This is a genomic window from Sphingobium sp., assembly GCF_049304695.1.
Taxonomy (GTDB): domain Bacteria; phylum Pseudomonadota; class Alphaproteobacteria; order Sphingomonadales; family Sphingomonadaceae; genus Sphingobium.
Genome location: NZ_JBAQOK010000064.1, coordinates 18,864 through 38,914, shown reverse-complemented (window position 1 = coordinate 38,914; position 20,051 = coordinate 18,864). Strand labels below are relative to the sequence as shown.

Annotated in this window: 25 protein-coding genes and 2 pseudogenes; 18 read left to right on the top strand and 9 right to left on the bottom strand. The window is 59.2% G+C overall.

Annotated features, from left to right (window positions below):
• The first annotated feature begins 271 nt into the window (after window positions 1-271).
• The 13 genes from WA070_RS10855 to WA070_RS10795 all read left to right on the top strand — a co-directional run bounded on the left by WA070_RS10855 (window position 272) and on the right by WA070_RS10795 (window position 7,534).
• Window positions 272-904 (top strand): recombinase family protein, encoded by a 633-nt coding sequence (locus WA070_RS10855; protein ID WP_066609276.1) that lies wholly within the window; start codon window positions 272-274, stop codon window positions 902-904.
• Window positions 905-1,025: 121 nt separating this feature from the next.
• Window positions 1,026-1,460 (top strand): hypothetical protein, encoded by a 435-nt coding sequence (locus WA070_RS10850; RefSeq protein WP_066609277.1) that lies wholly within the window; start codon window positions 1,026-1,028, stop codon window positions 1,458-1,460.
• 2 nt (window positions 1,461-1,462) lie between these two features.
• Window positions 1,463-2,287 carry a hypothetical protein gene (locus WA070_RS10845; protein WP_066609278.1) on the top strand — a complete coding sequence of 275 codons (825 nt, stop codon included), beginning with the start codon at window positions 1,463-1,465 and terminating at the stop codon, window positions 2,285-2,287.
• 376 nt (window positions 2,288-2,663) lie between these two features.
• Window positions 2,664-2,963, top strand: a complete 300-nt coding sequence (locus WA070_RS10840; protein ID WP_010408960.1) for a FitA-like ribbon-helix-helix domain-containing protein — start codon at window positions 2,664-2,666, stop codon at window positions 2,961-2,963.
• Complete coding sequence (locus WA070_RS10835) at window positions 2,960-3,385, top strand: type II toxin-antitoxin system VapC family toxin (protein WP_010408958.1); 426 nt, start codon at window positions 2,960-2,962, stop codon at window positions 3,383-3,385. Before WA070_RS10840 ends, WA070_RS10835 begins: the two co-directional genes overlap by 4 nt.
• On the top strand, window positions 3,378-3,740 hold the full coding sequence (locus WA070_RS10830; protein WP_148648490.1) for a hypothetical protein: 363 nt from the start codon (window positions 3,378-3,380) through the stop codon (window positions 3,738-3,740). Before WA070_RS10835 ends, WA070_RS10830 begins: the two co-directional genes overlap by 8 nt.
• The gene (locus WA070_RS10825; RefSeq protein WP_148648491.1) at window positions 3,737-4,048 is read left to right on the top strand and encodes a hypothetical protein; all 312 of its coding nucleotides are present in this window, start codon (window positions 3,737-3,739) and stop codon (window positions 4,046-4,048) included. The genes WA070_RS10830 and WA070_RS10825 overlap by 4 nt, the downstream gene beginning before the upstream one ends.
• Entirely contained in the window at window positions 4,048-4,629 is a 582-nt protein-coding gene (locus WA070_RS10820) for a recombinase family protein (RefSeq protein ID WP_010408953.1), read from the top strand. Before WA070_RS10825 ends, WA070_RS10820 begins: the two co-directional genes overlap by 1 nt.
• A 309-nt stretch (window positions 4,630-4,938) precedes the next feature.
• Complete coding sequence (locus tag WA070_RS10815; protein ID WP_010408952.1) at window positions 4,939-5,277, top strand: single-stranded DNA-binding protein; 339 nt, start codon at window positions 4,939-4,941, stop codon at window positions 5,275-5,277.
• A 216-nt stretch (window positions 5,278-5,493) separates the two neighbouring features.
• Window positions 5,494-6,168, top strand: coding sequence for a ParA family protein (locus WA070_RS10810; RefSeq protein ID WP_010408950.1), 675 nt, complete (start codon window positions 5,494-5,496; stop codon window positions 6,166-6,168).
• Window positions 6,165-6,512 carry a hypothetical protein gene (locus tag WA070_RS10805; protein ID WP_010408947.1) on the top strand — a complete coding sequence of 116 codons (348 nt, stop codon included), beginning with the start codon at window positions 6,165-6,167 and terminating at the stop codon, window positions 6,510-6,512. Before WA070_RS10810 ends, WA070_RS10805 begins: the two co-directional genes overlap by 4 nt.
• A gap of 128 nt (window positions 6,513-6,640) precedes the next feature.
• Entirely contained in the window at window positions 6,641-6,997 is a 357-nt protein-coding gene (locus WA070_RS10800; protein ID WP_148648492.1) for a hypothetical protein, read from the top strand.
• Window positions 6,998-7,198: 201 nt separating this feature from the next.
• Entirely contained in the window at window positions 7,199-7,534 is a 336-nt protein-coding gene (locus WA070_RS10795; protein WP_148648493.1) for a hypothetical protein, read from the top strand.
• On the opposite strand, the gene WA070_RS10790 is transcribed toward WA070_RS10795, so the two are convergent.
• On the bottom strand, window positions 7,531-7,788 hold the full coding sequence (locus WA070_RS10790; protein ID WP_066609282.1) for a hypothetical protein: 258 nt from the start codon (window positions 7,786-7,788) through the stop codon (window positions 7,531-7,533). The genes WA070_RS10795 and WA070_RS10790 overlap by 4 nt on opposite strands.
• 476 nt (window positions 7,789-8,264) lie before the next feature.
• On the opposite strand from WA070_RS10790, the gene WA070_RS10785 reads away from it, so the two are divergent.
• The 3 genes and pseudogenes from WA070_RS10785 to WA070_RS10775 all read left to right on the top strand — a co-directional run bounded on the left by WA070_RS10785 (window position 8,265) and on the right by WA070_RS10775 (window position 10,818).
• Window positions 8,265-8,852, top strand: a complete 588-nt coding sequence (locus WA070_RS10785) for a ribbon-helix-helix domain-containing protein (protein WP_066609283.1) — start codon at window positions 8,265-8,267, stop codon at window positions 8,850-8,852.
• Between the two features lie 125 nt (window positions 8,853-8,977).
• Window positions 8,978-9,526 (top strand): annotated as a pseudogene (locus WA070_RS10780) (relaxase/mobilization nuclease domain-containing protein); the annotation flags it as partial.
• 794 nt (window positions 9,527-10,320) lie between these two features.
• Entirely contained in the window at window positions 10,321-10,818 is a 498-nt protein-coding gene (locus tag WA070_RS10775; RefSeq protein WP_066609285.1) for a hypothetical protein, read from the top strand.
• A 413-nt stretch (window positions 10,819-11,231) separates the two neighbouring features.
• Here WA070_RS10775 and WA070_RS10770 read toward each other — a convergent pair whose 3' ends face one another.
• The 3 genes from WA070_RS10770 to WA070_RS10760 all read right to left on the bottom strand — a co-directional run bounded on the left by WA070_RS10770 (window position 11,232) and on the right by WA070_RS10760 (window position 14,218).
• Window positions 11,232-11,945 carry a DUF2490 domain-containing protein gene (locus WA070_RS10770; protein ID WP_082679274.1) on the bottom strand — a complete coding sequence of 238 codons (714 nt, stop codon included), beginning with the start codon at window positions 11,943-11,945 and terminating at the stop codon, window positions 11,232-11,234.
• A gap of 72 nt (window positions 11,946-12,017) precedes the next feature.
• The gene (gene chrA, locus WA070_RS10765; protein WP_174525681.1) at window positions 12,018-13,250 is read right to left on the bottom strand and encodes a chromate efflux transporter; all 1,233 of its coding nucleotides are present in this window, start codon (window positions 13,248-13,250) and stop codon (window positions 12,018-12,020) included.
• The gene (locus WA070_RS10760; RefSeq protein WP_234422447.1) at window positions 13,247-14,218 is read right to left on the bottom strand and encodes a chromate resistance protein ChrB domain-containing protein; all 972 of its coding nucleotides are present in this window, start codon (window positions 14,216-14,218) and stop codon (window positions 13,247-13,249) included. Before WA070_RS10760 ends, chrA begins: the two co-directional genes overlap by 4 nt.
• A gap of 259 nt (window positions 14,219-14,477) precedes the next feature.
• Between WA070_RS10760 and WA070_RS10755 the strand changes: the two genes are divergently transcribed.
• Entirely contained in the window at window positions 14,478-15,281 is an 804-nt protein-coding gene (locus tag WA070_RS10755; protein ID WP_234422446.1) for a DUF1259 domain-containing protein, read from the top strand.
• Between the two features lie 74 nt (window positions 15,282-15,355).
• Window positions 15,356-15,838, top strand: a complete 483-nt coding sequence (locus WA070_RS10750) for a DUF4142 domain-containing protein (protein WP_062734594.1) — start codon at window positions 15,356-15,358, stop codon at window positions 15,836-15,838.
• Window positions 15,839-15,894: 56 nt separating this feature from the next.
• Here WA070_RS10750 and dmeF read toward each other — a convergent pair.
• The 5 genes and pseudogenes from dmeF to WA070_RS10725 all read right to left on the bottom strand — a co-directional run bounded on the left by dmeF (window position 15,895) and on the right by WA070_RS10725 (window position 20,047).
• Window positions 15,895-16,826, bottom strand: a pseudogene (gene dmeF, locus WA070_RS10745) (CDF family Co(II)/Ni(II) efflux transporter DmeF).
• 8 nt (window positions 16,827-16,834) lie between these two features.
• Window positions 16,835-17,107 (bottom strand): metal/formaldehyde-sensitive transcriptional repressor, encoded by a 273-nt coding sequence (locus WA070_RS10740; protein WP_066609287.1) that lies wholly within the window; start codon window positions 17,105-17,107, stop codon window positions 16,835-16,837.
• 236 nt (window positions 17,108-17,343) lie between these two features.
• The gene (locus tag WA070_RS10735) at window positions 17,344-17,697 is read right to left on the bottom strand and encodes a hypothetical protein (RefSeq protein WP_148648494.1); all 354 of its coding nucleotides are present in this window, start codon (window positions 17,695-17,697) and stop codon (window positions 17,344-17,346) included.
• A 2-nt stretch (window positions 17,698-17,699) separates the two neighbouring features.
• Window positions 17,700-18,092: a hypothetical protein gene (locus tag WA070_RS10730; protein ID WP_422633957.1), complete on the bottom strand. Its 393-nt coding sequence runs from the start codon at window positions 18,090-18,092 to the stop codon at window positions 17,700-17,702.
• On the bottom strand, window positions 18,092-20,047 hold the full coding sequence (locus WA070_RS10725; RefSeq protein WP_422633956.1) for a type IV secretory system conjugative DNA transfer family protein: 1,956 nt from the start codon (window positions 20,045-20,047) through the stop codon (window positions 18,092-18,094). Before WA070_RS10725 ends, WA070_RS10730 begins: the two co-directional genes overlap by 1 nt.
• Between the last annotated feature and the right edge of the window lie 4 nt (window positions 20,048-20,051).

The following is a 20,051-nucleotide window of genomic DNA, read 5'->3' as shown; positions in this document are numbered from 1 at the left end:
GGAGTCAGATAGCGAATAATTCTGGCGGAGTGGCAAAGGCAGACCGACGAAACCGGCTGACACACCGCTTCAGACGCTAACGCTCTCATCAATCGCAAATTGCGGTCAGCGATGTGCGATAAACAGGCGATTGGCGACACCGCCCTCCCGCTTTCCCTTTGGTGCGTTTTGGGTATACCTTTTTAGGACCTCTCCCAGTCCAGTCTTATTATTGTCGTTTGACAACGTAAAAAGGACCGTAGTAAAACGGACTGCCTAAAAGAGACCAATCATGTTCGTTCGTGCGTATCTTCGTGCCTCAACGTCGCAACAGGACGCCTCTCGGGCGAGAGGCGCTCTTGATGCATTTGCGGCAGAGCGAGGTTTGCGCATTGCCACCCGTTACATGGAAAACGAGAGTGGTGCGAAGCTTGATCGGCCAGAGCTGTTTCGTCTTTTGGCAGATTGCGAACCTGGCGACATTCTTTTGGTAGAGCAGGTCGATCGCCTTTCCCGCCTCACTGCTCCGGACTGGATGAAGCTGCGATCGGAGATCGACGCTAAGCAGGTTCGGATTGTGGCGTTGGATCTGCCCACGTCATGGAGCCTCGCGGCCCCTGGTGACGAGTTCACCGCGCGCATGTTTTCTGCCGTCAACAACATGATGCTTGATGTTCTCGCTGCTGTCGCCCGGAAGGATTATGATGATCGGCGTCGCCGCCAGTCGGAAGGGACCGCGCGTGCTAAAGCTGCGGGCTTGTACAAAGGCCGCCCTGCGAACAAAGCACGCAATGTCGCGATCGCATCCATGCTTGGTGACGGGCGGACCTGGCGAGAGGTTATGGATGCTACCGGTTGCAGTAGGACGCTTCTAGCCAAGATTGCGCGTGAGCGTAGATTGAGCATCAAAGGAAATGCTTCATAGAAAATCGCTATAGCCGACCTACCGATTGCGGGCTATCTCCCGCTTAACATCAACGTCTCTGCCCATCAGGTCGCGCTGGCCTAGTGTTTAGCTTAGTTGTTTCGAGGATAATTTTCTTAAGATGGCTCACTCGATCACTGACGTTGACAGTTTTAAATCCTATTTGCGTGATCGTGCTAAAGAGACGTGGGATTCGCGCGGCATCCCCTATTATTTGAGCATGGTTGCGACCGATCTGAAGCGACTTGGACTGGATTACCATACCTACACGGGCGCTCTGCGCCTCGTTCAATGGGCAGGCAAGGAAGCGATTCCAGACACAAAGTTAGTCTCGCATCCGACGATCAAGGCCAAGGTGGGTTTAGTGCCGGTTGGAGTGGAATATGACTTCTCGGAGGAGGCTGCCGTGGACCGGCCAGCATCGACCCCTCGCGCGAGTCTGAAGCGTGGGCAGGCGTTGATTAAATTTGTGGAGTCGCTTTCTGTTATGCCTGATGACGCCGCAGCCGAGTTTTCGGTTCCGGCTAAGGTTCTCATTGCGCTTCTCAAGAACTAATCATGCTAATCATCGCGTTCGTAACTGCCGATGCGGCGGTGATCGAAACTGTTATAGAGAAAAGAAACGCCCTTTTACCGAGCGGTTCGCGTGTCGATGGCTGTGCGCTGTTGGACGGTGAGGAAGCTGTTCTGAAGGTTTTCGATACAAGGGTCGGTAAAGCGCAGCAGGATTTGCTCGAATGGTTGGGTTGGGATGATGCGTCCGGTGTCCTTATTTTAACCGACGAAAGCATGCCTGGGCTTGTTGATGCCCTAGGGGATTGCTTCAACGTCCATCGGTTCACGCCTCCCGGATATGGCAAGCAGGTCGCAAATCAGCTCACGGCAACTCTCGCGAAATGTCTTCGTGCTTATCGGTATTTCGCGAGGCGTTTTGATGATGGAAAGTATCAGCAAATCTTCCGTCTACCGCTCAGAAATTTTGATGCCGGCGACATTGCCTCTATGCGCGCACTTTGTCGCGACATGGCGAGCCGGAACTTCGGCCGTGAGATTGACGCATTTCTAAGAGACATGCGCCAACGGCAGAAGCCGAAAAAGGCATCTGATTATCCTGACGTTTATTATGTAGATGACGATGGCAAACACTTTCAGCTTGGGCCTGAGCATCATGCTCAAGCTGAGACGGCAATACCGCCCCACCAAACCCTATGTGTTATTGCTAATAGAATGCGCTTCGGTCGTAAGTTCGACGGCACAACTCACTACAATGTCAGCCGAGACAAAAACGCATCAATGAAAGGTGACTATCCCGATTGTCATGGTGTCTCCCGTCTCCATGGGAAGGATTCCCATATTAACATGTTCACCAACGACTACTTCTAAGGGCAGGCATCGGGGAGTACTATGTATCTCCCCAAGATGCATCTAAAGATACTCTCTCACCGAAAGCGGTCTGGGTGGATCAAGGGCAAACCCTAATATCTCGACTCAGCCGTGCGATCGCATGGCGCTTTCAGGCTCAAGGCTCTCAAAGCACATGTAGGTTCAAATAGACCGTTTCCATCTATGGCATTCAGGGTAAAATGTCAACCTCCCTCCTCGGAGCACGGTGCTCATCCGGCGGTTTTAAATCGGTGGTTTAGTTGACTGACAACCACATCGCCGGAAGCCCGCAGAAATGCGTTGCCAAAATCGGCCGATTTCTGGTCTGTCAACTTAATGAAAAAAATTCCGTATTAAGTTGACATCCTCGCCCTGAATGATAGCATTTCTTGATTATGCTATCACGGAGGCGAGCGACATGCCAGCTTTAACGATCCGCAATATTCCGGACGACATTCACAGAGGGTTGAAAGCCCTGGCGGCGAAGCATGGCCGGAGTGCGGAGGCCGAGGTGCGAGAGCTGATCGCTTCCGCCGTCTTTCCTTCCCAGCGCCAGCGTCTCGGGACAGCGATGACCGACGTTTGGGGTTGTGTCAGGCTTACCGAGGATGAGGCTCAAATCATTGATGGCGCGCGCGATCGCGCGCCGGCCAAGCCGATAGGCTTTGAAGAATGATTGTGCTGGATACCAACGTCATATCGGAAATGACGAAGCAATCGCCTTCGCCTGCTGTCGTTGCGTGGTTGGACGCGCAGCGCGCAGAGACACTTTATCTTTCGGCCATCACAATCGCAGAAATCAGATTCGGGATTGCCTGTTTGCCGGAAGGCAAAAGGCGGGACGCTCTTTTGCGGGCCTTTGCTTGCATAGAGGATCTATTCGCAGGCCGCATCCTGGCATTTGATAGCGAAGCCGCGCGACATTACGCCGAGCTGGCCGCTTCCGCGCGCCGCATGGGGAACGGCTTCCCGACACCGGACGGCTATATCGCGGCCATCGCGGCAGCGCACGACTATGCCGTGGCGACACGCGACGTTGCGCCGTTTGAGGCGGGCGGCGTGCCGGTCATCAATCCATGGGAGAATGATAATGGCTAATACCGATAATGGTGGTGGTCCTGAATGGGACGACATGATTGAAGCCGTCATGGACTCGATGCCTCAGAGGCTATCGAATAGAGAATGGCGCTCCGTAAACGAGAGCGTGCATACTATCATTAAGGCTTATGTTGGCGATATATTTGAGCGGTCATCAATCGGTTTTCTTAAGTCGCGCGAGGGAAAATCGGAAGTTCGTCTATGGATGAGCATCGGGCAGGATTGTGTCGATTTTCAGAAGGGCTTTGATACCGAGAAAGCAATTGCCAAATCCTATTCGCTTGAAGGGCTGAAACTGGCCCGCGATGTTCTCAACGCCCGCATTGAGGAAATGGAGCGGGAGGGATGCCCATGAAACTGGCCAATTTCATGCAAAAACTTCATGCAGCGGGGTTTGAAATCACTGTGATTGATAGCGAAATCCCTCTTTGGATGGTGGCATTAACGACACCGGAGGAAGTGGAGCGCGATGAAGGCGGTACGTGCTTCAATGGGATTCCCATTTGGACGGGTGATCGTTGGAATATTTGCATCCAGACTACCACGCCTGCTGTCCACTCCTCTGAATGGTATCGGCATTTCCATGCCGAATTAGCGCAAGCTGTATGTGATGAGGATGCTGATGGCCGAAAGGTGACGCCCAAAAATCTGGGAGACGATTAATGAAGATCGGGTATGCCCGCGTCAGCACTGGCGAGCAGAACCTAGCGTTGCAGATCGACGCCCTGCGCGCCGCTGGTGCCGAACGGATCTTTGAGGACAAGGGCGTAAGCGGCTCCACCGTGTTCAAGCCAGCCTACGGCGATATGTTGCGCCACGCGCGAGCTGGTGACGAAATCATGGTTTGGCGGCTCGACCGTCTAGGCCGCTCTCTCCCTGGCCTGATTATCGAACTAGAAATGCTGGGAAGCCTTGGCGTCGGGTTCCGATCACTCACGGAGCAGATCGAAACGGTGACACCGGCAGGCCGGTTGTTTTTCCATATGGTTGGGGCATTTGCCCAATTTGAGCGTGATGTAATCCGCGAGCGCACCAACGCGGGGATTCAAGCAGCGCGCCGCGCTGGTAAGAAGCTGGGGCGGCCTGTGTCGATCAATGAGGATCAATGGAAACAGGCCAAGACGCTGCTGGCTGAACCTCACAAAATGAGCGTGGTGGCAGTCGCGGGTCTGTTGAATGTCACCCGCCAGGCCATCTATAAACGGCTCAGCGCTGAGAAACTGGCCGAACCAGTCGAGGCTTGATCCATGGAATACCCCCCTGCCCTTCCCTTCGATTAGCGCACTCCCCTTAAGCGTCGCCTTTCCTTGGGCAGCTACCTAGGCCGGTGATGAATGTGCGAGCGAGCATATCCCCTCGTGCTCGTCACTGCTGATTGACGCACCTGGGCGGCTCCCCCTGCCTCATGCGGGATCGGACCTTCGGCCCCAAGCAGAAAACCACCGCTACGCGCCAACGGTTTCCGCAAGCGGACCCTCCGTTTTTCAGCTTGCCCGCGTCAGGGGGGCCGCCCCTCCAAAGTGCGTCAGCAACGACAGCACGAAGGAACGGACATGCAGAACATCGCTGAATTTCGCATCATCGGTCGCATCGGTAGCACGGAGATCAAGGAAAAGGTGGCAACGCTCGACGTTGCAGCAAACTACGGCCGCAAGGTCGGCAACGATTGGGAGGACGATACCCATTGGAACCGCGTCACCTGTTTCGGCAAGAATATCGAGCGCGCAGCCAAGATGGCCAAGGGCGACTTGGTGCATATCACTGGTCGCATCCGCCAATCCCGCTACGATCGCGAGGGCCAGACCGTTTACGGCGTTGACCTGATTGTTGATCGCTTGGCCGTGATCGCGAAGAATGGCCGCCCCGCCGATGACGATCGCGACGAGGATTGAAGCGTGCGGGCGGCGCTACGCGCCGCCCATTACATTACATGCAAATCAAATTACATGCACATACATGCAATGCTATGTGCAGGCATGTAAATGGCATTGCAAGGCTGTCATTGCCATTAAATGGCTTTCCAAGGCTTTCAAGTGTCAGTATGATATGCGCATGCCTTTGCTGTCTCATGCAGGTTCGGGGCATCCTATGAATGTAAAGGAAAGCAAATGGCAGTCATCGCCTTGGCATCCCCGAAAGGAGGTTGCGGCAAATCCACAACGGCAATCGCGTTGGCCGGTGCATATGCCGAGCAGGGCTATACCGTCAGGATCATAGATGCCGATCCCCGCCAGCGTGTCATGCGCTGGGGCGAGGCGGGGCAAACTGGTCCACAGATCGCGGTCGTAAGCGCAAAGGCAGAAACGATTGTTGCAACGATCCGTGCCGCCGAGAGCGAGGCGCAAATTGTCATCATCGACGTGGAGGGAAGCGCGAACATGGTTGTTCCGTTTGCCATCGCCCACGCCAATTTCGTCATCATCCCGGCTAACCCATCAGCGGCGGACGTGGAGGACGCTATCGCAACCGTGCGCGTCGTTCTGGACACCCCAAGCAAGCACGGACGCAGTGTTCCTTACGGGCTGCTATGGACGCGCGTTTCAACAGGGTTCCAGTCTCGCGAGTTTGCGGCGCTTGCTGGGCAACTCGCAGAGGCAGGGGTGCCGGTGATCGGCCAGTTTGTCGAACGCACCGCCTACAAGTCACTGTTTTCATACTGCACCACATTGGATCAGCTCCCGCGCGACGAAGTGCCGGGCACCGACAAGGCGCGGGCCGAGGGGGCCGCGCTTGCGAACGCAGTGGCCGACGCGATTTTGGCCGATCAGGAGAAAGCCGCATGACCGAGCCGCAAAAGCCTCAGAGGCGCAACCTGGGCCTGCCTCTGGCATCGGTGCGTAGTACGGCAACGGAGACGCCTGCGGCCGACGACAGCGCCAGGGAGACCGCGCTGCGTCACGGGTTCGACAATGTGCCGATCGCGGCGAGCGAGGTAGATCGCCTGAGAGCCAATCAGAACAGCGAACCACCGCGCCGGAAACGTGGGGCAGGGCGGTCGATGCCCTTCTCGGTGAAGCTCTCGCCCGCCACGATGGAATACATATACGAGGTGGCAAACTCGCGCGATATTCCCTTGGCACAGGTGATCGAGGAGCTTGTGGAGGCTCATCGAGAGGTCGCAAAGTGATGCGCCGTCGATGACGATCAACGAGAACGGGGAGGGCAGGGCCAACCCCTAAAATGGCGGGCGAGGCCGTTGGCTGGAACCAGCGACCCCGCCCTAATCACAACCGCAAAATTGGAGCTTTGCGAATCATGACTGACACCACCCTACCGAATCCGCATCCTGCGAGCGATGCAGCTTGGACCGTTGTGCTTGCAGATTATCGAGCCGCAGTTACGAGCTTTCATGCCGAGGTGAGCCGCGCTGCCGCTGCCGGTGACGACATTGACCAGGCCACCGCCGATGCTCACGCATTTGCAGCCGTCGCGCTTATCGGGACGCCGGCAACGCATGTCGTGCAGATCGGCCAGAAGATCAGAGCAGCCGACAATCTGGTAAATCTCGGGCAGCTCTATCCCAACCTCGCAGAGATCCTTCTGAGGGACGTGCTTGGCTTGATCGGGATCACGAGCGGGGATGATCGACTATTGCCGTATCCGCTTCACTGAGACGAGGGCGGCCAGCGCGATGTGCTGGCCGCTACGCGGCTCCGGTGAACCTATAGCAAGGCGACTGTGACGCAGAGCCGTTGCAGAAACCAACCAGAAGGATCATGACCGGGGCGCGTGCCAGTGTCATTCGGCTCGCTGATCCTTCCCCGTCATCGCAGCGCCCGTCTGTGGTGAGGGCGCAGGCTGACGGAGAAGAACATGACCGCATCGACCATCATTGCTGACATTCCTACCGGCCTCATCGTCGTTACCGGCCTTGTGATGCTGATCCTCGCTGTTCGCTTCCGTGGCCCTATGTCGATCGCTTTCGCAATCCTCTGCCTGTTCGGAACTTGGAACGCGGGAGAGGCACAGCCCGTCCTAGCGGCTATCATGGGCATTGTGCTTTATGGCGGCCTAGCCATCATCGGAAGCATCTTTGGAGGTCGCGGCGAGCTGGACCACGAAGCCCGATCCGGGGACTATGACTATGCCGCCGAGCAAGCGCGCCTCGCCAGCGAGTATCATCGCCGCGACCGGGAAAGCCGCTTTTAGTCTCCAGACAATCCGACCAACGCCGCAGCCACTTTCGCCGCACCATGCTTCGCAATGGCGGCGGCAATGGCGCGTGCGTCCGAGCGATCCAGTTCAGGAATTTTGACACGTTCTAGTGCCGCCAGAAGCACAGGGCGGCCCGCATCGCGCAATGCGTCCTCAGCCTCCTTTTCGCGCTGAACAATGGCCGCCAGCGCAGCCTCAAGTTTGACGCGCTCTTGCTTGATGCTTTCAAGGGCAGGGGACTTTGCCATGAGATAGATTCCTTCGTTGTGGTCGAGCTATTGGGTGGTTTGAGCTGGGATTGTGTCGATGGGATCAGCCATCATCACCAGACTATCAGCCTATCACGGCGGCACATGCGAGGCCGAGTTTGCACCTAGTCCGCCTTCTCTAACCGACATTTCAGGACTGTTCTATTCTTGTCGCGAAGAATGTCCAGACCGTGTGCGATGCGTTGAATCTTGAAATCCTAATTCCAGAAACGCGCGGCAAAGCCGCTCCTTTTCTCTCTGCGACGATCCAGCCAGGCGCGCCGATGGGCTTTGGTCGAATAGCGGTTGCCAAAAAGTGCATCCCCCCCCCCGTCCACGTCTTTTTGGTTTTGCTTGAGGGAGGGGCATGCGAGTGGTAAGGGAAGGATAGAGATTGTAGTTCGCGCGCAGGATAGCACGATCGACAGCATTGTAACACAATGCACTCTATGGTGTCCGCTGCACGGGGCTTAAGAATGGCGCATCTGACGTTGCGAGTTGAAGACGAAATTGCGGAAGCCATCGACATGCTGGCGAGAGCGGCAGGCATGACCCGCAGCAAGTGGATCAACCGTGCTATCCGCGATGCCTTGCCTGCTCGTCCCGACGAGGTGCGAGACGTACCAACAGTTGCAGGCGCCTCTAAAATGCTATCGCTTCGTTTGCCCGCTGACGAGTTGGCGGCCATTGATATGGTCGCAGCCAAAGCGGGCATGACCCGTTCGCAATGGGTCAAACGTACATTGCGTTGGCAACTCTGGACGAAGGCCGGCGAGCTGCGCCTCGCGCCTAGCAGCTATCGTTCGATCATGAAGATCGTCGGCCAGGTGCGCGCTATAGGCTATTCGCTCAATCAGGCCGTGAAGGCGATGAACGCTGCCAACCGTCCAGAAAGTCCGCTCTTGATCGAGCAGGTTGCGCCGCATGTCATCGCGATGGAGGGGCGACTTTCGGCAACCATTAAAGAGGCGAATGCCACCCTTACTGCTATCGTGTCAGGGGAGGTTGATTACTGGACTGGGAGGGGCACCACGTCCCCTATCGCCGATGAGGTTCAGCCGTGAACGGCTTTGAGTTTTCCGATCAGACCCTTGAGGATTTGGAGCGGGTGCAGGGTGCGCGTGGGGCTGGGCGTGGCCAGGTTGACCATCGGGGAAACCGTGCTCTCTCTCGCGACTTAGGCAGTCTGATGCGCGCGCCGGGGCAACTCGCTTCTAGTGCCGCCCGTGCCGCTTCGCGCAGCCGTGGAGATCGAAGCGCACGGGCCATTGAACAGCTTGGTCGAACTGCCAAGCGCGCGCCTCAAGTCGTCGTGAAGATCACTAGCCGCATCCATGGCGCAGCCAGTACCGTTGGCGCGTTTACCTACGCCGGTCGCATCGGCATGTCCGATCAGGAGCCTATCGGGATCGAAACCAGCGAGGGCAAGGAGCTGATGAGCGCACAGGATATGATGGTCCTGGCGCGTGAATGGCAACAGTGGGAAACGGCGGACGAAGCGCGCCGCAATGGTGCGACAGCTATCGCCATGGTGTTCTCTATGCCTCCCGGCACTGACCCCGAAAAGGTCCGTGAGGCGGTGCGCGATTTTGCGGAAACCGACCTTTCAAATCGTCGCTGGGTGATGGCCCTCCATACGGACGAGGCGCATCCTCATGTCCACCTTATCATAGCTGGCCGTGATAATGACGGACGCCGGTTCAACCCTAACCGCGAGTTCCTGCAACAGTGCCGTGAACGCTTTGCGGAGAACCTTCGGGATCGTGGTGTTGAAGCCGACGCCACCAAGAGGATGGCTCGCGGCTACCCTCCCAAGCAAGACCCCACGCCCGTTCTAAAGATGCGTGAACGTGGCGCGGAGCCAGTCGCGGATAAGGGGAGATTGGCCGTCATCGGTGGACAGGCGCCCGATGCCGCGCGGCGCCTTGGTGAGCGCGAGAGGGAGCGGAGCAAGACCGTCGCGAACCATGTTTCGGTACGCGAAATCTATGTGCGTGCGGCGGCAGAATTGGAGGCTCATGGCGGTTCTGCCGAGACAGATCGAGCAAAGGCGCTTCGCGCATTTGTGGAGGCTATGCCGGCGCCCGCCAACGCCCGCGCGGAGATCATCGAGCGCCTGCGTACCGGCAATGCGCTGCCTAAGGACTTCGCGCCCGATCGCGAGCTTGAGCGGCTTAAGGCTCGCGTCCAGCAGTGTGATGCTGAACAGCGAACCGCCGCCCTGGACAGGATTGAGCGGGCAACCGGGAGGATCAAATCTGTTTCTGCCGAGCTGAAAGGGAGCGACAACAAAGCCGGGGCAGGGGAGGGGGAGCCGACCGTATTCGACCGTATTCGTGCCAAGTCGGCCGAGCTGAAGAACGACAGCGTACCTCCCAACGCCTCACCCGACCGTGCGCTTGCTAGCGCCCGTGAGCGGCTACAGGCTATGCAGCGCAAGATGGATAAAACCATCAAGGATCGCGCGCAGGATAAGGATCGAGATCGCAGCCAGGACCGCACTCGCGATCCCGATAGGGAAGGGCCGGGCCGGTGAATGGCGACGAATTATTGGGCGCTTTGCTTGAGCAGATCGGGACGCTGGCCGAAGGTGTGCAGGCGGTCATGGAGAACCAACAGGCGCTATCCGCGAAGCTGGATGAGCAGGCGTCGAGCTTGGCCGCTATCGGCGTTGCAGTGGGATTGACCTACCTTGCCACGGGGACCGAAGAGCCGCTTCCCGTCGATGTTCTTGAGGATCGCGCCTTCGCGCGTTTCCTCGACAACTACCCGCTTGATGGCCCCCCGATCATGGGTAAGGCGGCAATGGATGAGCACCTGGCGCGATTGGATCAGATCGACCCAGTTCGCCTTGCAGCAGGCTTCCGCGACCTTGAGCGGCAAACGCACCTGTCCATGATCGAGCGCGTCCGCAACAGGCAGATCGAGCGCGTAGCGCGCGAGAAGCATGGCGATCTTGAGGCCATAGAAAAGGGGCGCGCCGTAGCCGGCACGCCCCCTCGTGAGACAGATCGCGGAGATCAGGGTTAAGGCCCCTGTGCATTACTCGGACACAGATTCACGGTAGCGGCTTGATAAGCAGTGGCATGAGGCCGTTGGCATCGAGATCGAGGCGATCGGACCAGACGTAATCGCTGGCGAGATTGATGCCCGCCATAATCATCCTTTTGCTCTTTGAGGAAACGTAATTTCACCCCGGCCTGCCCTTACGGTGTCAGTGAACCCACCGTTTCGCGCATCGTGGCCGAACACCGGCAAAGCATCGAAGTCAAATCGGCGTAAGCGCTCGCGGACAGCGATGAATGGTGGTTCTGCTTTCGAGCCGAAAGATGCAGAAGCCTTCGTTGTTGCGGTGTCATAACCGTTCGGTTGTGACACTTGGCGAGATTGCCCATAAGAGCCGCAGCCCGAACCGCAATTCGTCTGCGTCCGGGCTTGCTTGGCTAAAGCGCCACGAAAAGGGTCGCGCTCAGCACGTGGTTGGTGCGATCTTCTCCGCGCCGAAAGACGTGCTGGTTCAGGTAGCCCGGTTCTAATCGCATTCGGGGCGCGACAGGTACGCCGACTCCGACGAAAGTACGCCACTGGTCCACGCCGTCACGGGCACCCCAGCTCGTCGAGTTCAGGTTAAAAAATCCTTCGGTGAAGGCGACTGCCTGCACTGTTCCCTGGCGCGCGATCGGCACCTGCACCCGGACAAACTGTCGCAACCGCCACCCGGTATCATCTCGACCCTCCAGCATGCGCTGTTCGAGCCGCGTGCGACTGATGAGAAGGGGGGTCCCGTTACCATTCCGCACGACGGCGAATTGCACCTGCTGCCAAAGCCTGTGTTCGTTCGTGATCCGGCCGCCTTCCGGGTCGGTACGGATATAGGCGTAACCCGCGATTGCATGAGCGTCGGGTGCTATCCTCGCGCCGATCGCGGTCCGTGCAATGAACTGGCTGCCTCCCCCGACGTCATCGGTCGCGCGCCCCTGAGCTTCGAGCCATAGAAAGAGGTCGCCGCGAACCGGTCCTGTGGCGATCACTGATCCCCATGCCTGGATGTCGTCCTGCGCGTGGGCGGGAGAACCGATGACCGCGCTCGCCAAACAGGCGAGAAGAAGCGGGATATATCGGACGTTCGGCATACCCATTTTACTGCTACCCTTCATATGCACTGCTCCAACCCGGACATGCGTTTAGACGTTGCTTCAGACTTGAGATCAGGGGGCGTCGCTATCCCATCAGGTCAGGGTGAACGCTCCGACCGCGGCCCCGATAGCCAGAACGACAGGCGTGGCGAGCTTGCTTTTCCAGCGGTACATGACGGCAAGCGCGACGCCAAAGATGAGCAAGCTCGCGATCGGGTTTGGTGTTCGCGTGGCCGTGGTCTGGGCAAGATCGATCACCGTCACCACGATCAGACCGACGACACCTGCCGCCACCCCGGCCAGGAATAGCTGGAGGCGTTTGTGCTCGACGACGGCTTCCAGGCGATCGTAGAACAGGAGCGAAAAGGCGAATGCGGGCAGGAACATGCCGGCCGTCATTGCCAGCGCACCGGCCAGCCCGCCGCTGATCCAGCCTACAAAGGTCGCAAAGATCACTAGCGGCGCAGGCAGAATGCCCGACAGGCCGAGGCCATCTAGGAATTGTCCATCGGTCATCCAGCCTTGGCCCACCGTGTCGTGCCGGATGAACGGGATTGCTGTGTACGCTCCACCGAACGTCAGCAGGCCGCCCTTCAACCCCGCCCAGAAAAGCGCGGCCATCGTAGGAGCGGATTCCCGCACGCCGGTCGTCGTCCCCGCCAGGGCCGTGCCACCCGTCCAGGTCAGGGTCGCCGCGCCGATCGCGAGCGCCACCACGACCGCGGCGAGTGCGTAACGGCCGGTCGAACCGAGCGCATAGACTGCACCGGCGGCGAGAAGCACAATCCAGAAGCTGACCCCGGCGAGCGACGCGACTGCGGCTGCGATGGCGGTCGCCCATAGCCACGGCCCGAGCAGGATGTGCTCGCCGATGCGGTGGATGGCGCGCACGATAACCGCAATGACCGCCGCTTGGACGCCAAGGAAGATGGCGCCGAACACGGTCCCCTGGATCGGTAACCGTGTATAGGCCCAGGCGAGCGCGAGCATAAGGACAAGTCCCGGCAGCATGAAGCCTAGCCCGGCGAGGACACCTCCCAGACGGCCCTTGGCACGGATGCCGAGATGGACGCACAGCTCATGCGCCTCCGGTCCGGGCAGCACCTGCATCACGGCCAGGAGCTTGTTGAACCGGTCGCTTGGAATCCAGCGTTCCTCATCGACCAGCTCGCGCCTGATCATGGCGATCTGCGCCACCGGACCACCGAACGCCATCATGCCGAAACGGAGGAAGCGCAGGAACAGCGCGGGGTAGCTCAGCTCAGGTGGCCGAGCTTCTCCGATGACCGAGCTTGTGGGGGCGAAATCACCGATATGTGCCATCATCCAGCCCCCTGTCCGCCACGTTGTTTGGTGAAATGCGCGTGGAAACCATCGAGCGCGCCCGAGCCTTGGGCAATCCGCTCCACGTCATCATCCGTTCCCGCGCAAATGCCGTTGACCAACGCGGCGATTCCGGCCGCTTCCGGTCGGCCGAACTTGCCATCCGCAATGTCGAGGTCATGGATAATCTCGGCTAGCGCGATCAGCGCCCGGTCGGCATCGAGACCGGTTCGATATACCAGTGTTTCGAAGGAGCAGCGGTCGCCCTCGTGCGTGAACTCCGCGTCTGCCATGTCGAAACGCAGTTCTTCCGGCTCGGGCACGTAGCCTTTGCCGTCCACGAACTTGAAGCTGGCTTGCGGATCGATGAACCGGCGGATCAGCCAGGCCGACGCGATGCGGTCGACATGGACATGCCGGCGCGTGACCCAGGTGCGGCCCTTCAGCTCCGCGGGCGTCAGCTCCAGCGCGCCCGTCCCGCTTACGTCCGGATGTTCATGGACGCGGCGGTCTGCGTCGGCGAGGGCGGCCAGGACAGCCTGTCGCCCGTGCGCGCCGAAAAAGTCGATCGCGGCGATCTCGTCCAGACGCTTTCTAAGCCGCCGGGTATCCGCCAGGGCCACCTCGCCGCCTTCGGTCAACGAGCGTAACTCACGCGCCAGATCGTCATAATCGGCGTCGCGGGCCGCGTCGAACATGGCGCGAAGTTCCGCACCGGTCATGCCTTCGACAAGCCGGGCCTCCAGGATCAGTGCCTCGCCGCCTCCGTTTGTGATTTCCGCTCGCAACTCCTCGAACAGCGCGCGCGTGTCGGGACGCAGGGGTAGCGCGTGGACTGCGTTCTTCAGCGGAGCAGAACCGATCGCCTGCAAGCGCCGCCACACCCGCACGCGCAGATAGGCCGGCTTGGCCGGTAGCTGCGGGATCAGCAGCAGCCAGTCATGTGGCTTGATAAGTGGATCGTCAGTCATGCGGCATTCTGTATCACAATAATAAATCTAACGTACACTTGTATCATTTCACATCACAAGCTAAATGTTGTCCGGAAAATTCGTGGTGCACATCATAGGGTCGCGAGCATTCGCGAATGCGGCCCGCCAGTCGAATCCAAGGAGAAAAGCATTGCGTCACTTGTTGCTACCGCTTGCCGCCCTGCTCGCTGGACCGGCAGTCGCCCAGACCGCTCCGCAAACGGCCCCAGCTCAGGCGAACAGCAACAGGTGGGCAACAGTGGACGAAAATCTTGGCCGGGGCGGCACGACGCAGCCGGACGGGGTCCGCCGTTATGCGTTTCCTCGCTCCGATCTGAACGTCCAGCTCGACGGCGTGGCGATCAAGCCCGCGCTGGCGCTCGGCTCCTGGCTCGCCTTCATGCCGATGGGCGAAGAGGCCATGGTCATGGGCGATCTCGTGTTGACGCACGACGAGGTGAACCCTGTCATGAGCAAGCTGCTCACGAGTGGCTTCACGGTGACGGCGCTCCATAACCATTTGCTCCGTTCCTCACCGGCGACGATGTACCTGCATGTCGGCGGGCACGGCGATCCGGGAGAGATGGCCAAGAACCTGCGGTCCGCGCTTGCCGAGAGTCGGACACCGATGACCGCGCCTGCCAAGGCCGCGGATTCCAAACTCGACTTCGACACCGCCGCGATCGACGGGATCATGGGCGGCAAGGGCAAGCCCAACGGAGGCGTCTACCAGTTCGGTTTTCCCCGAGCTGAAAAGCTGAGCGACAGCGGAATGCCTGCACCCGCCTCAATGGGCACGGCAACGGCGCTCAACTTTCAGCCGACCGGCGGAGGAAAGGCGGCCATTACGGGCGATTTCGTGCTGACCGCCGCCGAAGTCGATCCGGTGCTTCGTGCACTACGGTCAAATGGGATCGAGGTGACCGCACTCCACAACCATATGCTGGACGATCAGCCGCGGCTCTTCTTCATGCACTTCTGGGCAAACGATGACGCGCGTAAGCTGGCACGCGGGCTTCGCGCCGCGCTGGACAAGACCAACATCGTCCGCCCTGCGGGCTGAACATTTTAAGGCCGTAGTAAGTCAGGAGCAGATCAATGAGGACGTTATCAGGCGTATTTCTATGCGCGCTATCCATGGCGAGCTTTGCGATGCCGTTCTCGCCGTCCCTCGCTCAGGCCGGGATCAGCACGAACCCGGCACCGTTGGAAACCACGGGCTATTCGAGCGCCGTGGAAGCATTGAGCAAGTACGAGGTCGACTCCAGTCAGCTCGCGCTGACCCGCTCGAAGAGCCAGGCTACGCGAGCCTTCGCGCAACAGATGGTCCACCATCATAGCCGAGTGAAGTCAGACCAGAAGATCGTTGGCCGCTCCGACACCGGAAGCGCGCTGGACGCCCCCTTGTCTCAGATGCTGGACACGTTGCAGAACACGCCGAGCGTTGAGTTCAACGCGGCCTACAAACGCGGGCAAATCGCCGCGCACGAGGAAGCGCTGAAGGTTCATGGCGCCTACGCGGCGCAGGGTAGCGATCTTGCTGAACGGGCAAAGGCTCAAGCGGCCATGCCCGTGATCCAGAAGCACCTCGGTGCAGCACGCGATCTACCGGAAGCCTGAGGTAATCGATGATGGCGTCATGATTTGTCGGTTATGGTGTTGGTGAAGCACGCTGCCTATCGGCACTCGACCGTGAGATGCACTATTTCGTGGACTGGCATCAGGCGGGCGCGGATCGCGTCGCCGTCTATGTCTTGCCCGCATACGACACTGACGATCGCGGCGTGCGCTTCCGGGCCGACCCGCCAGACGTGAAGGTCTGCAATCCGGGCATCCCCCGGTGCCTCGACCAGCTCGCGCACTTCATCGGCAACGTGATTGTCGGTCGCGTCGAGTAGCACCGAGGCTGTGTCGCGCATCAGTGTCCACGACCATCGCGCGATCACAACCGCGCCGACGATGCCCATCACTGGGTCCATCCATATCCAGCCAAGATAGCGCCCGGCCAATAGCGCCGCGATGGCAAGGACGGAGGTGAGTGCGTCGGCGAGGACGTGGACATAGGCCGAGCGCATGTTGTTATCGCCACCATGCGTGCCGTGAGCATGGCCGTGATCGTGTCCATGATGATGATCGTGCCCGTGGTGATGCCCACCCGAGAGCAGGAAGGCGCTGGCTATGTTCACGCCCAGGCCGACGACGGCGATGATCGTTGCTTCGCCGAAGGCGACCGTAATCGGCTGAAACAGGGCAGGACGGATTCCACCGCGATCCCGAGCGCGATCAGCCCGAGCACCATCGCCGAGGCGAACCCGGCCAGATCGCCGACTTTGCCCGTGCCGAAGCTATAGGCGAGATTATGGGCGTGCCGTTTGGCATAGGCGTAGGCAGCAGCCGTGACGCCGAGCGCACCCGCGTGTGTCGCCATATGAAACCCGTCCGCGAGTAGCGCCATCGAGCCGGTCAGGTATCCGGCGACAATCTCGACCACCATCATTCCGGCTGTGAGTGCAACCACCCAGAGCGTGCGCCGGGCGTTTTCGTCATGCGAGGAGCCGAGGAAAACGTGATCGTGAGTGTGGCCCTTGATCGCGGGGAGCGTTGCCATAGATGTCCCTATTTGGAGTAGCGGCGGATCGCGGCGATGAGCTGCTCCGCCCCAGCGGCGCGATCGTCGTCGGATAGATCAGGCCGGGCGACATGCTCGCGAACGTGCGATTCAATAATCGCGTCCATGAGGCCGTTCATCGCGCCTCGCGTCGCCGCAACCAGGTGAAGAGTGGTAGCGCAATCCTTCTCTGAAATCAGCGCTCGCTCGATCGCGGTGACTTGCCCGGCGATGCGCCGGACGCGTTTCAGAAGGGCGTCATCAGTATGCAAGTGAGACATAGCTTACCCGCCTACCCTATATGTGAAAGATTAGGCAATGCGGTGTCAAAATCGGTCGCTTGTGACACACCGGCATCCGGCCTTCACACGCACGCGGCTTTGCGAAGGTCAGAACCCGCGTCACAATATCGGCTGCGGGGATCGACAAACCAGCTCGATCACGACCGCTATATGGTTGCCGAACAGACCAATTCGGGGCTACCGTGAATCAGTGTCCGAGTAATGCACAGAGGCCGCTAAGGTTCTTCAAACGAGCCTTGGCGTAAATAGATGAGCCGTGGTTTGGCGCTTATGCCGGGGTCGTTACACCAACCCTCCACATGCTCGCATCCCAATGCAGTGTGCAATTGATCCATCATCTTTCGCCAATTTGGATCGGTGTCACGGACCATAACAACCCTTTCACTGTCGATGCCGACACACGCGACCACTACGGGTTTGAAGCCGAAGGAAACCCGGCCAACCGTCACTTCATCAATCGCCGTCCATGGCTCGCACCATTGCTCATTGCCGTTGCTCAGCACGATCCCTTTCGTCTCCGCGCTGATGATACGGAGCGGTCCTGAATCGGCATGGTCAGTCGGTCGCATGACTATCGTTCGAGATCTTTTGAGGTCTTATCAGCAGCCGTGCGGTGCTGGTCGCGCGTTTCGTCCCGGCGCTGTTCGACCTCTCGAACACGAGGCGTCCGAATTTCCCCGCCGCGTTCCATCGTTTGAGCAACGGCTTCCCGTGCCGCAACCTTCATCCTCGCCGCCTCTGGCGTGGCCTGGCCGTACTTCTTATCAATGGCCGCATCCATTGCGGCTACCTGTTTGGCGGCAGGATTCAGGCGCTTGTCGTCCAATCGCTCCGCTTGCGACATTTGCCTGAAATCGGATGCAACACGCCGATCGCGGTCCTCTCGCGCGGCATCGCGTGACCCATCCAACCTATCAGCAGGCTTGCCGGATGATGCAGCGCTTTCGGTTCTATCGTCGGCCATTATCCCTTAGCTCCTTTCAGAAATGATAGTGCGTCGTTGTCGCCCTCTTCCTCGGCAGGATCGGCGGACCCGACCTGATCGAAGTTCATGCCCGTGAAGTCGCCCCGTAGTCCGAGCGCCGCGAAGAACGCAGCGGCTTTGTGCGGATCGCCATCATCGGGAAGTTCATCAATGGGGAAGCCCACCAAGCGCCTGTAATCGACGCCCTGTAATGCTTCCTCGTCCGTCATTTCGGGGGATTCTGCCCGTTCGATCAGGGCGAGCGAACGGCGCGCTATGGAAGGATCGAGAGGCCGTGGCCGAACGGGTGGCGGCGGGACTTTCGACGCTTGCAGCATCCACTTGTCTTTATAATAGCGGATCTTCCCGCCCTTAAGCGGAGGGATACCGGCACGCAGGACAATCACCTCTTCCTGAGAAAGCAGCAGCAGCTCTTGCGGCAGCATTAGGGGCCGGCGCTGGTCGGAGGTCGATACAGACCCCTCAAACGCATCCCACACCCGCTTGGAGCGGGATTTTGCCTCATAGGTGTAATTGCCGAGGCGTTCGGACACCTCCTTCGCCACATCGACGTGCTTTGGCGTAAAGACCAACTCGACGCCGCAGTTCTGGACGATTTCGCTTGTCACGTCAGGCCCGTACACGTCGCGGAGCTGGCCGCGCGCCTGAATGACCGGCACAAGGCGAATGCCGTAGCCGGCGACGTAGGAAAAGCCCGAGGCGATCACGCTCGCGCGGCCGAGACGAGCAAACTCGTCCAAAAGGAGCAGCAGCTTGAGGGGGTGCCTGCCCTTCTCCGGATCGGGCAGCTCGCGCACGTTCAGGTCAATGAGTTGCTGGAACAGCAGATTATACACGTCTGCCATGCGTTCCATGTTGTCCGGCGACACCCCGAGATAGAGCGAAATCGGCTTCGTCCGGAAATCTCTCAGATCAAAATCGGATTCCGACGTGGCGGCGTCGACATATGGGTTGATCCAAAGATTGATCTTGGCCGAAACGGATTGCCGAATGCCGGTAAAGGTATTGGCCGAGCTGGAAATCCAGTCGTTCAGGGCCGAAATGCAGGCTTCCGACAGGGGGTCGCCCACGGCCTGGCGTTCCTTGATGATCTTGGGAAACCGCTCCTTCGCATCGCCCGCGCTGAAATTGCGGTATATCTCCCCCATCGTGAAAGGGAGATCCGGTGTTGCTGCGATATAGGCCGACACGCCGAGAAACGCGGTGCGCGCGCTGTCCATCCAGAAGCTTTCGCCGTTGGCGGGCGGCGGCCAAAGCATCGCTGCGATCTTTTGCAGCTCGTCAATGACTTCTACCGGATCGGTGCGCTTGATATGCGCGAAGGGATTATAACGCGCTGTGCGGCCTTGTGGATCGAGCGGATCAAAAAGGAGAACCTGATGGCCGAGGCTTTTGCGCCAACCAGCAGACTTCTCCCAATTCTCCTGCTTCACATCGAGGACGACAACAGAGTCCGCCCAGGTCAGCAGATTGGGAATAACGACGCCTACGCCTTTACCGGCGCGCGTCGGAGCTTCCAGCAAGACATGCTCAGTGCCGCTAAACTGGATGAAATCTCCACCACGCCCGAATAGCGACTGGAAGAAAGTTTTTGGGCTGCGCCCGAGCAGCAACCCTTCATTGGGGTCCATCAAGCCCGCCTCGCGAGCCTCGTTCCTGTTGGCCCAGCGCGCAGCGCCGTGAAGGGATTGCTTATGGTTGAGGAACACCATGAAGGCGACCAGCGCGCCAGCGGCGGCTACACCGCCCATCCCCTTGGCGAGCCATCCCATGACGGCGGGATTATGGCGGTAGAACCAGAAATATTCGGGCATTTTGAAAATGTTCAGATCGGTCCTGAACTGCCCCAAGCCTATGATCGCTACCAAGCCGCCCAAGGTCAGGACCGTGATGGTGCCGATTAGTACGTAACCGATCAGTTTCCGTCGCTCCATGAGC